This window comes from Pseudomonas emilianonis, from assembly GCF_023072625.1.
In the GTDB taxonomy this organism is placed as follows: domain Bacteria; phylum Pseudomonadota; class Gammaproteobacteria; order Pseudomonadales; family Pseudomonadaceae; genus Aquipseudomonas; species Aquipseudomonas paraveronii.
The window spans coordinates 1-11,480 of sequence record NZ_JAKNRV010000160.1 but is presented as its reverse complement, the minus strand read 5'-3'; the positions used below and the strand labels follow the sequence as shown (position 1 = coordinate 11,480).

Sequence of the window (11,480 nt, the reverse complement as noted above, 5' to 3'; positions counted from 1 at the left end):
GCCCCTGCGGCGCCCGCGATTTCGCCGCCGACCACGCCTGTGTTGATCGCCGGTGACGGGCGCGTACAGATTACCTTCGTCGCTGACTGCTGGACGCAACTCACGGATGGCAATGGCAAAGTGCTGTTTAGCGGTATGAAGCGTAAGGGAGATACGCTCGACCAGGGCGGCAAGCCTCCTTTGACGCTGCGTCTGGGCTTTGCCCGTGGTGCGCAAGTGGCCTACAACGGCCAGCCTGTCGACGTAGCGCCGTTCACCAGTGGCGAAACTGCTCGCCTGAAGTTGGGGCAATAGTCATGCACGGCGAATCTCCAATCAAACGTCGCCTATCGCGCAAGATCTGGGTCGGCTCGGTGCCGGTGGGCGGCGACGCCCCCATCGCGGTACAGAGCATGACCAACAGCGACACCAATGATGTTGCTGCCACCGTCGCCCAGATCAATCGTCTGGAAGCCGCTGGCGTCGACATCGTGCGGATTTCCGTACCGGACATGGATGCCGCCGAAGCCTTCGGCCGCATCAAGCAACTGGTCAAGGTGCCGCTGGTTGCCGACATTCACTTCGACTACCGGATCGCTTTGCGCGTTGCGGAGTTGGGTGTTGATTGCCTGCGTATCAACCCGGGCAACATCGGTCGCGAAGACCGTGTGCGCGCGGTGGTGGACGCTGCCCGTGATCGCGGGATTCCGATCCGCATCGGCGTCAACGCCGGTTCCCTGGAAAAAGACCTGCAAAAGAAATACGGCGAGCCGACTCCCGCCGCGCTGGTTGAATCGGCGCTGCGCCACGTTGAGCACCTTGAGCGCCTGAATTTCCAGGACTTCAAGGTCAGCGTAAAGGCCTCCGACGTGTTCATGGCGGTAGAGGCCTACCGCCTGCTGGCCAAGGAAATCGTGCAGCCACTGCACCTGGGTATCACTGAAGCGGGTGGTTTGCGCTCAGGCACAGTGAAATCTGCGGTGGGTCTCGGTATGCTGCTCGCCGAAGGGATTGGCGATACTATCCGCATCTCCCTGGCGGCAGACCCGGTAGAGGAAGTGAAGGTCGGTTACGACATTCTAAAATCCCTGCATTTGCGTTCCCGTGGCATCAACTTTATTGCCTGTCCGAGCTGCTCGCGGCAGAACTTCGACGTGGTGAAAACCATGAACGAACTGGAAGGGCGCCTCGAAGACCTGCTGGTGCCGCTGGATGTTGCGGTGATCGGTTGCGTGGTCAACGGGCCGGGTGAAGCCAAGGAAGCCCATATCGGCTTGACCGGCGGCACCCCGAACCTGATTTACATCGACGGCAAGCCGTCGCAGAAACTGACGAATGACAATCTGGTGGATGAGCTCGAAAGACTGATCCGCCAGAAAGCGGCCGAGAAGGTCGAAGCTGACGCTGCAGTTATCGCGCGCGGCTGATCCAGCGAATTTAAGGAATAGATGTGAGCAAGTCTCTGCAAGCCATTCGTGGCATGAACGACATCCTTCCGGAGCAGACGCCGCTGTGGCGCTACTTCGAGAGCACCGTTGCGCGTCTGCTGGATAACTACGGTTACAAACAGATCCGTATGCCGATCGTCGAGTTCACCGAGCTGTTCAAGCGCTCCATCGGTGAAGTGACCGACATCGTCGAAAAAGAGATGTACACCTTCGAAGACCGCAACGGTGATTCCCTGACCTTGCGTCCGGAAGGCACCGCCGCGTGCGTGCGCGCCGTGCTCGAGCATGGCCTCAGCGGCGGCGGCCAGCCGCAGAAGCTGTGGTACATCGGGCCGATGTTCCGCCACGAGCGTCCACAGAAAGGCCGTTATCGCCAGTTCCACCAGATCGGCCTGGAAGTGTTCAACCTCGACGGTCCGGACATCGACGCCGAGCTGATCGTGCTGACCTGGCGCCTGTGGGGCCTGCTGGGCATCCGCGATGCGGTCAAGCTTGAACTCAACAGCTTGGGCACCAGCGAGTCCCGGGGCCGCTACCGCGTCGCCCTGGTCGAGTACCTGTCCGCCCACCTAGACAAGTTGGACGAAGACAGCCAGCGCCGTCTGAAAACCAACCCGTTGCGCGTCCTCGATACCAAGAACGCCGACACGCAAGCCGTACTGGTCAACGCGCCGAAGATGGCCGACTACCTGGACGACGAATCCCGTATCCACTTCGAGGGCCTCAAGGCGCGTCTGGATGCCGCCGGTATTCCTTACGTGATCAACCCGAAACTGGTGCGCGGCCTCGATTACTACAGCAAGACCGTGTTCGAGTGGGTTACCGACAAACTCGGCGCCCAGGGCACCGTGTGTGCCGGTGGCCGTTACGACGGCCTGGTCGAGCAGATGGGCGGCAAGCCTACGCCCGGCGTTGGTTTTGCCATGGGTATCGAGCGGCTGATCCTGCTGCTGGAAACCCTTGAGCAGGTTCCGGAAGAAATCTCCCGGCAGGTGGATGTGTACCTGTGCGCCTTTGGCGAGGCCGCCGAACTGGCTGGCCTGGCCCTGAGCGAAAAAGTGCGCGACCAACTGCCGAACCTGCGCCTGCAGATCAATGCTGGCGCCGGCAGCTTCAAGAGCCAGTTCAAGAAGGCCGACAAGAGCGGTGCGCTGTACGCACTGATCCTCGGCGATGACGAATTGGCCCAGCAAGTGATAGGTTTCAAACCCCTGCGTGGTCAGGGCGAGCAACAGAACATTGCCTTTGATGCGCTCGCTGCGCACTTGGCCACCTGCGTCGTGCAGGGTTGAAGCTGTCGAACAGCCGAATTTAGCGATTGAGGAGTGTTGGGGTGTCGAGTACTGATGATGAGCAGTTGGCCGAGTTCAAGGACTGGTGGCAGCGTAACGGCAAGCCCCTGGTTACCGGTGGCCTGCTGGCTTTAGTGGTAGTGTTCGGCTGGCAAGCCTGGCACAAGTATCAGGCCAACCAGTCCCAAGGCGCCTCGATCCTCTATCAGCAATTGCTGGAAACCACGCTGACGCCGAGCGGCAAGCCCGATCCTGCGCAAGTGGCAGACCTGGCTGGTAAGCTCAAGAGCGAATTTGGCGGTAGCACCTACGCCCAATACGGCAGCCTGTTCGTCGCGAAAGTCGCGGTCGACACCGGCAAGCTGGATGATGCAGTCACCGAACTGAAGGCCATCGCCGACAAGCCGACCAACCCGACCCTGGGTGAAATCGCACGTCAGCGCCTGGCTCAGGTATTGGCGGCACAGAACAAGGCCGACGAAGCACTCAAACTGCTCGACGGCGATGCTGACAAGGCATTTGTAGCCACTCGCGAAGAGCTCAAGGGCGACCTGTTGGTCCAATTGGGTCGTACCGACGAAGCCAATGCTGCGTACCAAAAAGCCAAGGCGGCGCTGTCTGATGAAGCAGCGGTCGGTGGCTTACAAATCAAGCTCGACGACTTGGCCAAAGGGGATGCGTGACGTGATCCGTTGGAAACATGCAGCATTGCTGGCTCTGGCCGTTCTGGCCGCGGGTTGCAGCAGCAACAGTAAAAAAGAACTGCCTCCGGCCGAGCTGACCAGCTTCAAGGAAGAAGTGGTCCTGCAAAAGCAATGGAGCCGCTCCATCGGTGACGGTCAGGGCGAAACCTACAACATGTTGGTACCGGCAATCGACGGTGACAACATTGTGGCCGCTGACGTGACCGGCGTGGTGATCTCCATGGATCGCATGAACGGCGACGTGAAGTGGAAGAAAGACCTCGAACTGCCCGTATCCGGCGCCGTCGGCGTGGGTTACGGCATGGTCATGCTCGGCACGCTCAAAGGCGAAGTCGTGGCGCTGGACTCCAGCACCGGTGAAGAGAAATGGCGCGCTCGCGTGACCAGTGAAGTCCTCGCACCGCCTGCCACCAACGGCGACATCGTCGTGGTGCAAACCCAGGACGACCGTGTGATCGGCCTCGACGCCAGCACCGGCGCACAGCGCTGGCTGTACGACAGCACCCCTGCGGTGCTGACCCTGCGCGGTACCAGTGGTCCGGTTGTGACCAATAATCTGGCCGTTGCAGGTCTGTCGACCGGTAAAGTGGTCGCCCTGAATACCCAGAACGGCGTACCGATCTGGGAAACGCGTGTGGCCATCCCGCAAGGTCGTTCGGAACTGGATCGCGTCGTCGACATCGACGGTGGCTTGCTGCTGTCCGGCGAAACCCTCTACGTCGCTACCTACCAGGGCCGTGTCGCGGCACTGGACCTGCAAAGCGGCCGCGTCAACTGGCAGCGTGATGCTTCCAGCTACGCCGGTGTCGCCCAAGGGTTTGGCAGCGTCTACGTAAGTCTGTCGTCTGGCACCGTTGAAAGTGTCGACGAACGTTCCACCACTGCGCTGTGGAGCAACGACTCTCTGGCCCGCCGTCAACTGTCGGCACCGGAAGTGTTCTCCAGCTACGTAGCGGTAGGCGACTTCGAAGGTTACCTGCACCTGCTGAGTCAGGTTGACGGTCGTTTTGTGGGTCGCGAGCGCATCGACAGCGACGGCCTGCGTGCGCGTCCGCTGGTCGTGGGTAACATGCTTTATGTGTTTGGCAACAGCGGCAAGCTGGAAGCCCTGACCATCAAGTAAAGGTTTGACTATGCTTGGGGTAATCCCCAGGCGGCCCCGCTTCGGCGGGGCATGCTGCATCTGACGATGCTGCCCCGAGCACCAGCCGCTGCCTTGCAGCGGCTTTTGTATTTTCTGAAATAACGAAGTGGAGAGCCGCATGGTTCCCGTAATCGCCCTGGTGGGCCGACCTAACGTCGGCAAGTCCACCTTGTTCAACCGCCTGACCAGGACTCGCGACGCCATTGTCGGCGACTTGTCCGGTTTGACCCGTGATCGCCAATACGGTGAGGCAAAGTGGCAAGGGCGCTCCTACATTATTGTCGACACCGGTGGTATCTCCGGTGACGAGCATGGCATGGACGAAAAGATGGCCGAGCAGTCGCTGCTGGCCATTGAAGAAGCCGATGTCGTGTTGTTTCTCGTGGACGCCCGCGCGGGCTACACCGCTGCCGACCAGATGATCGGCGAGCACCTGCGCAAGCGCAACAAGCGTTCCTATGTGGTGGCCAACAAGATCGACAACATCGATCCTGAAATGGCCCGTGCCGAATTCAGTCCGATGGGCCTGGGCGACGCGATTCCGATCGCCGGTGCCCACGGTCGCGGCATCACCCAGATGTTGGAAATCGCCCTGCGCGACTTCCCTAGGGATGACGCCGAGGAAGAAGAGGGCGAAGAAGAGGTCGTCGCCGAAGGTGAGGAAGCCAAGCGCATTCCTGGCCCGAGCGAAAAAGATGGTATCAAGATCGCCATCATCGGCCGCCCCAACGTCGGCAAGTCGACCCTGGTCAACCGCATGCTCGGTGAAGACCGTGTCATCGTGTACGACGAGCCCGGCACCACCCGCGACAGTATCTACATCCCGTTCGAGCGTAACGACGAGAAGTACACGCTGATTGACACCGCCGGTGTGCGCAAGCGCGGCAAGATCCACGAGGAAGTTGAAAAGTTCTCCGTGGTGAAAACCCTGCAGGCGATCAAAGACGCCAACGTGGTGATCTTCGTGATGGACGCCCGCGAAGGCGTGGTGGACCACGACCTCAACCTGCTGGGCTTCGCCCTGGAAGCCGGTCGGGCCCTGGTGATCGCGATCAACAAGTGGGACGGCATGACGCCGAGCGAGCGCGATTTCGTCAAGATCGAGCTGCAGCGTCGCCTGTTCTTCGTTGAGTTCGCCGATATCCACTTTATCTCGGCACTGCACGGCACCGGCGTGGGCAACCTCTACGCGTCCGTACAGAACTCGTTCAAGTCCGCGGTGACCCGCTGGCCGACCAACCGTCTGACCCAGATCCTCGAAGACGCGGTAGGCGAGCACGCACCGCCGATGGTTAACAACCGCCGGATCAAACTGCGTTACGCCCACTTGGGTGGTGCCAACCCGCCGATTATCGTGATCCACGGTAATCAGATCGAGAAGGTGCCCAAGTCCTACGTGCGTTACCTGGAAAACACCTACCGCCGTGTCTTGAAGCTGGTCGGTACGCCGATCCGTATCGAGTTCAAGGGTGGCGAGAACCCATACGAAGGCAACAAGAACACACTGACTGACCGTCAGGTGAACAAGAAGCGTCGTTTGATGACTCACCACAAGAAGGCCGACAAGAAGCGCCGCGACAAGCGCTGATTCCGACCTCGCAAAAAGGGCTCTTTACGAGCCCTTTTTTGTGCGCGGTGGTTTGCGCCTTGACCCGATGCAATTGGCAGCTTAAAACTTGGGGCTCACCTGCAGGGGCCTCCGATGATCAACAGCAAGCTGCCAAATGTCGGCACGACCATTTTCACCACCATGTCGCAACTCGCTGCCGAGACCGGCGCGCTTAACCTGTCCCAGGGGTTCCCCGATTTTAATGGCCCACAGGGCTTGCTCGATGCCGTGGGCAAGCATGTTGCCAGCGGCCATAACCAATACGCGCCGATGACCGGCCTGCCAGCCCTGCGCCAGCAAGTGGCGGCTAAGATCGCTCGCAGCTATGGCGCCACGGTCAGCCCTGACAGCGAAGTGACCATCACCCCTGGCGCCACTGCGGCAATCTTCTGCGCGATCCAGGCGGTGATTCGCAGCGGTGACGAAGTCATCGTATTCGACCCGTGCTACGACAGCTATGAGCCCTCGGTCGAGTTGGCGGGCGGCCGCTGCGTGCACGTGCAACTGAGCCTGAAAAACTTCACCCTCGACTTTGAAAAGATTCAGGCTGCGTTATCTGCGCGCACACGCATGATCATCCTGAACACGCCGCATAACCCCACCGGCGCACTGATCAGCCGCGCCGAGTTGGACCTGTTGGCGGCCTTGATCCGCGACCGCGATATCTACCTGGTCAGCGACGAGGTCTACGAACACCTGGTGTTTGATGGTGTGCCCCACGTCAGTGTGCTGGCCCACGAAGAGCTGTATCAACGTGCGTTCGTGGTCAGCTCCTTCGGCAAGACCTACCACGTCACCGGCTGGAAAACCGGCTACGTGGTCGCGCCTCCGGCCCTGACCGCCGAATTGCGTAAGGTGCATCAATATGTCAACTTCTGCGGCGTGACCCCGTTGCAATACGCGTTGGCCGATTTCATGGCTGAGCACCCGGAACACGTCGAAGAATTGCCGGCCTTTTACCAGGCCAAGCGCGACCTGTTCTGCGACCTGTTGATGCCGTCGCGTTTCAGCTTTAATCGGGTCACCGGTACTTACTTCCAACTGGTGGATTACTCAGCGATTCGCCCGGACCTGGATGACGTCGCCATGTCCTTGTGGATGACCCGCGAGCACGGGGTGGCAACAATCCCGGTTTCGGTGTTCTACCAGCACCCACCCCAAGGCCAGCGCCTGGTGCGCCTGTGCTTTGCCAAACGCGAGGAGACGCTGCAACAAGCAGCCGAAAAACTATGCGTGATCTGAATGCACTGCCCGACCTGAACATCGCCCTGGTCCAGACCAGCCTGGCCTGGCACGACCGCAAGGCCAACCTCGATCACTTCGAATTGCTGCTAGAGCAGGCCCGGGGCGCTGACCTGATCATCCTGCCGGAGATGTTCACCACCGGTTTCTCCATGGACTCGGCCACCCTGGCCGAACCGGAAAATGGCCCGACCCATCGCTGGCTCCAGGCGCAGGCGGCGAAGTACAACGCGGTGGTCACCGGCAGTGTGATTATCCAGGCGGCCGACGGTAGCCATCGGAACCGCCTGTTATGGGCGCGGCCGGATGGCGAGGTGCTGCATTACGACAAGCGCCATCTGTTCCGCATGGCCGGCGAGCACAATCACTACACGCCCGGCGAGCGCCAGGTGCAGTTCGAGATAAAGGGCTGGCGTATTCGCCCATTGGTTTGCTACGACCTGCGCTTTCCGGTGTGGAGTCGTGATGCCCAGGACACCGATCTGCTGCTGTACACCGCCAACTGGCCAGGGGCGCGACGCCAGCATTGGAACCGGTTGCTGCCGGCGCGTGCGATCGAGAACCTGTGTTATGTGGCGGCGGTGAATCGGGTGGGTACGGACGGCAAGGGCTTTGTCTATACCGGAGATAGCCAGGTGCTGGATTTCCAGGGTGAGAACCTGCTGAGTGCGGGGGAGGCGGATGGGGTGTTCCAGGTGTGCCTGGACGCGGCTGAACTGGCGGCGTATCGCAGCAAATTTCCGGCGAATCTGGATGCTGATAACTTTCAGTTTGTCTGACAGACCGCTATCGCGGGCAAGCCCACTCCCACATTTGGACCGCGTTTTTCCTGTAGGAGCACGGTCAAAGTGTGGGAGTGGGCTTGCCCGCGATGAGGCCCCGACACACAACACACATCCAAAGCCCAACAAAAAGGCCCCTGGGTTCTCACCCAGGGGCCTTCAGCATTACAGCGAGGCTTACGCCGCTTTCGCTTCCACCTGGCTCAGCGAGCGGTTCAGGGCGCTGAATACCGCCTTGAAGCTGGCTGTGGTGATGTTTTCATCAATACCCACGCCATGCACCGGACGCTCGCCGTTCACTCGCAGCTCGATGTAGGCCGCGGCCTTGGCGTTGGTGCCGGAACCGATCGCGTGTTCGTTGTAGTCCATGATCTCCACGCCAATCGGCAGGCCGGCGACCAGGGCTTCCAGCGCACCGTTGCCCTTGCCGTGCCAGCGCAGGTTGGTTTCGCCTTGGCCTTTGCCCGAGACTTCCACTTCCACCGTGCTGTTGCCGTTTTCTTCCTGCAGGCGATGGCTGACCAGCGCATACGGCGTGTTGGCTTGCAGGTATTCACGCTGCAACAACGCGTGAATCTGCGAAGCGCTCATCTCCAGGCCCACACGGTCGGTTTCGGCCTGTACCACTTGGCTGAACTCGATCTGCATGCGACGCGGCAAGCTGATGCCGTATTCCTGCTCCAGCAGGTAGGCGATGCCGCCTTTGCCCGACTGGCTGTTCACCCGAATCACGGCCTCGTAGCTGCGGCCGATGTCGGCCGGGTCGATCGGCAAGTACGGCACTTCCCACAGGGCGTCGGTTTTTTGCTGGGCGAAACCCTTGCGGATCGCGTCCTGGTGGGAGCCGGAGAATGCGGTGTGTACCAGGTCGCCGACATACGGGTGGCGCGGATGCACCTGGATCTGGTTGCACTCCTCGACCACTTTACGCACGCCGTCGATGTCGGAGAAGTCCAGCTCAGGGTGCACGCCCTGGGTATAGAGGTTCAACGCCACGGTGACCAGGTCGACGTTACCGGTACGCTCGCCGTTGCCGAACAGGCAGCCTTCGACACGGTCGGCGCCTGCCATCAGGCCCAGCTCGGTGGCGGCTACGCCGGTGCCACGGTCGTTGTGGGTGTGCAGGCTGATGATCACGCTGTCACGACGGTTGATATGACGACCGAACCACTCGATCTGGTCGGCATAGATGTTCGGCGTGGCGCATTCAACGGTGGCCGGCAGGTTGAGGATCATCTTGTGCTCAGGCGTCGGGTTCCACACCTCGATCACCGCGTCACACACTTCCTTGGCGAACTCCAGCTCAGTGGCGCTGAAGGTCTCTGGCGAGTATTCGAACGTCCACTGGGTGTCCGGCTGCTGGGCGGCGTATTTGACGAACAGCTTGGCCGCGTTGACCGCGATGGCCTTGACCCCGTCCTTGTCCTGGTTGAACACGATGCGGCGGAAGGACGGCGAGGTGGCGTTGTACAGGTGGACGATGGCTTTTTTCGCGCCGCGCAGGGATTCGAAGGTGCGCTCGATCAAGTCTTCACGGCCCTGGGTCAGCACCTGGATGGTGGTGTCCTCGGGGATGTGGTTGCCTTCGATCAGGGTGCGCACGAAGTCGAAGTCGGTTTGCGAAGCGGCCGGGAACGACGCTTCGATTTCCTTCACGCCGACGGCAACCAGGGTCTTCCAGAAGCGCAGCTTTTTCACTGCATCCATGGGTTCGATCAGCGACTGGTTGCCATCACGCAGGTCGGAGCTGCACCAGATCGGCGCGCTGGTGATGGTTTTCGACGGCCAGGTGCGGTCTGGGATATTGATGGTCGGAAACGCGCGGTACTTCGAAGACGGGTCTTTGAGCATGCTCATCGGGAAATCCTTTGTAGTAGGGGCCGAAAAAAGGCGGCCTGCCGTGGAACTGTTATTGGGGATAAAGCGGGAGACGAGGCAGATCGATTCAGCCTGGCAGTCGTGCGCTGACAAGGCACAGGCTGCGGTGCTGACGGAGCAGAATGAGGGTGTGAGAAGTTTTCATAAGCTCAACCCTAACCCCAGAGGTGAAAGATGGCAAGTAGTCCGGAAAAATTGAGAGAAGTTCTTCTCTGGGCGTAGGAAACGAGATTTTATGGTTGGGAAATGGTTGTTGGCTTGCTTAAATTGCGCAGCCTTTGTTGGCTGCGCAATCGGGCCATTCAAGGTTGGAACGCGCCGATAAAGATCGCCGGATCTACCCGTGCATCGTTCAGGCTGACATTCCAGTGCATATGCGGCCCGGTTGCGCGCCCCGTCGCGCCGACCTTGCCCACCACTGCGCCGCGTGCCAGTGGCTGGCCCACGCTGACGTCGATCTTCGACATATGGCAGAACATGCTGATAAAGCCCTGGCCGTGGTCGACGAACACCGTGTTGCCGTTGAAGAAGTAGTTGCCGACCAGGATCACCTTGCCCGCCGCCGGGGTCTTGATCGGCGTGCCGGCGGGGACGGCGAAATCCAGGCCTGAATGCGGATTGCGTTCTTCGCCGTTGAAAAAACGACGCACGCCGAACTTGCTCGACAGCGGGCCGTTGACCGGTTTGTCCAGCACGAGGTTGCTTGGCTGGTTAGGGCTGAAACTGCGGTAAGCCTTGATCTGCACCGCCAGCTCCGCCTCGATGCGTTTGAGCTGCGCCGGGGCGGGGTTGACCTGGCTTTTGTTCTTCAGGGTGATGCGCTGTTCCGGGTACTGCTTGTAACCGACGATAAACGGCAGGTTGCGCCCACCGCTGCTGATGCGTTCATTGCCCGGTTTGACCGTCAGCGGAATGCCGATAATCGCCAGCCAGTTGGCCTGCTCCTTCACCACCAGAACCGGCTTGCCCTGGTAGGTGGCTTTTGGTGCGGCGGCCGAGGAGCCCAGGTCGACGACGGCAACACCGCCAGGCACCGGCTTGTTCAAGGTCCGGGAGATGTAGCTGTCGGCGTGGGCGTTGACGGTCAGGCACAGCAGCATCAACAGGCTAAAAAAACGTGGCATCGATCAATCCAATAACGAAAGGGTGACGGGTGTCAGGTGGTTGTCTTCCACCCGCACTTGCAATTGGCCTTCACCGAGGCGCGCGGTCAGGCGCTGGCCGGTGTGGGTCTGCGCGGCATTGCGAATGGCCTGACCACGCTCGTCGAGCAGGATGCTGTAGCCACGGCCGAGTGTCGCCAGCGGGCTGACCACTTGCAGCGTCTGCACCTGGCTTTGCAGTTGCAGGCGGCGCGCCTTGAGGCCCTCGCGCATGGCGCGGGGCAGGCGCTCGGCGAGGC

Annotated in this window: 11 protein-coding genes; 8 read left to right on the top strand and 3 right to left on the bottom strand. The window is 60.6% G+C overall.

What is annotated here, in order from left to right; genetic code table 11:
- The 8 genes from L9Z73_RS16740 to L9Z73_RS16705 form a co-directional block, all read left to right on the top strand.
- Nucleotides 1-294: DUF4115 domain-containing protein (locus tag L9Z73_RS16740; protein WP_247403073.1), on the top strand; the 294-nt coding region annotated here is incomplete at its 5' end.
- A 2-nt stretch (nucleotides 295-296) separates the two neighbouring features.
- The gene (ispG, locus tag L9Z73_RS16735; protein WP_247403071.1) at nucleotides 297-1,406 is read left to right on the top strand and encodes a flavodoxin-dependent (E)-4-hydroxy-3-methylbut-2-enyl-diphosphate synthase; all 1,110 of its coding nucleotides are present in this window, start codon (nucleotides 297-299) and stop codon (nucleotides 1,404-1,406) included.
- Nucleotides 1,407-1,429: 23 nt separating this feature from the next.
- Nucleotides 1,430-2,719, top strand: a complete 1,290-nt coding sequence (hisS, locus tag L9Z73_RS16730) for a histidine--tRNA ligase (RefSeq protein WP_247403069.1) — start codon at nucleotides 1,430-1,432, stop codon at nucleotides 2,717-2,719.
- A gap of 41 nt (nucleotides 2,720-2,760) precedes the next feature.
- Nucleotides 2,761-3,402 carry a YfgM family protein gene (locus L9Z73_RS16725; RefSeq protein WP_247403067.1) on the top strand — a complete coding sequence of 214 codons (642 nt, stop codon included), beginning with the start codon at nucleotides 2,761-2,763 and terminating at the stop codon, nucleotides 3,400-3,402.
- Nucleotides 3,395-4,546 carry an outer membrane protein assembly factor BamB gene (gene bamB, locus L9Z73_RS16720; RefSeq protein WP_017846172.1) on the top strand — a complete coding sequence of 384 codons (1,152 nt, stop codon included), beginning with the start codon at nucleotides 3,395-3,397 and terminating at the stop codon, nucleotides 4,544-4,546. The genes L9Z73_RS16725 and bamB overlap by 8 nt, the downstream gene beginning before the upstream one ends.
- Before the next feature lie 139 nt (nucleotides 4,547-4,685).
- Nucleotides 4,686-6,155 (top strand): ribosome biogenesis GTPase Der, encoded by a 1,470-nt coding sequence (gene der / locus L9Z73_RS16715; protein ID WP_247403065.1) that lies wholly within the window; start codon nucleotides 4,686-4,688, stop codon nucleotides 6,153-6,155.
- 114 nt (nucleotides 6,156-6,269) lie between these two features.
- On the top strand, nucleotides 6,270-7,418 hold the full coding sequence (locus L9Z73_RS16710) for a pyridoxal phosphate-dependent aminotransferase (protein WP_247403064.1): 1,149 nt from the start codon (nucleotides 6,270-6,272) through the stop codon (nucleotides 7,416-7,418).
- Nucleotides 7,406-8,197: an amidohydrolase gene (locus tag L9Z73_RS16705; protein ID WP_247403062.1), complete on the top strand. Its 792-nt coding sequence runs from the start codon at nucleotides 7,406-7,408 to the stop codon at nucleotides 8,195-8,197. Before L9Z73_RS16710 ends, L9Z73_RS16705 begins: the two co-directional genes overlap by 13 nt.
- Before the next feature lie 180 nt (nucleotides 8,198-8,377).
- On the opposite strand, the gene leuA is transcribed toward L9Z73_RS16705, so the two are convergent.
- The 3 genes from leuA to L9Z73_RS16690 form a co-directional block, all read right to left on the bottom strand.
- A complete protein-coding gene (gene leuA / locus L9Z73_RS16700; RefSeq protein WP_247403060.1) occupies nucleotides 8,378-10,057 on the bottom strand; it encodes a 2-isopropylmalate synthase in 1,680 nt (559 codons plus the stop codon).
- 323 nt (nucleotides 10,058-10,380) lie between these two features.
- Complete coding sequence (locus tag L9Z73_RS16695; RefSeq protein ID WP_247403058.1) at nucleotides 10,381-11,202, bottom strand: M23 family metallopeptidase; 822 nt, start codon at nucleotides 11,200-11,202, stop codon at nucleotides 10,381-10,383.
- A 3-nt stretch (nucleotides 11,203-11,205) separates the two neighbouring features.
- Nucleotides 11,206-11,480: exodeoxyribonuclease VII large subunit (locus tag L9Z73_RS16690; protein WP_282598657.1), on the bottom strand; the 275-nt coding region annotated here is incomplete at its 5' end.

What these genes read in the sequence shown, in the direction of transcription:
- L9Z73_RS16710 (WP_247403064.1), top strand. Translation starts at nt 6,270, where the DNA reads ATGATCAACAGCAAGCTGCCAAATGTCGGCACGACCATTTTCACCACC.
- der (WP_247403065.1), top strand. Translation starts at nt 4,686, where the DNA reads ATGGTTCCCGTAATCGCCCTGGTGGGCCGACCTAACGTCGGCAAGTCC.
- bamB (WP_017846172.1), top strand. Translation starts at nt 3,395, where the DNA reads ATGCGTGACGTGATCCGTTGGAAACATGCAGCATTGCTGGCTCTGGCC.
- L9Z73_RS16695 (WP_247403058.1), bottom strand. Translation starts at nt 11,202, where the DNA reads ATGCCACGTTTTTTTAGCCTGTTGATGCTGCTGTGCCTGACCGTCAAC.
- leuA (WP_247403060.1), bottom strand. Translation starts at nt 10,057, where the DNA reads ATGAGCATGCTCAAAGACCCGTCTTCGAAGTACCGCGCGTTTCCGACC.
- L9Z73_RS16705 (WP_247403062.1), top strand. Translation starts at nt 7,406, where the DNA reads ATGCGTGATCTGAATGCACTGCCCGACCTGAACATCGCCCTGGTCCAG.
- ispG (WP_247403071.1), top strand. Translation starts at nt 297, where the DNA reads ATGCACGGCGAATCTCCAATCAAACGTCGCCTATCGCGCAAGATCTGG.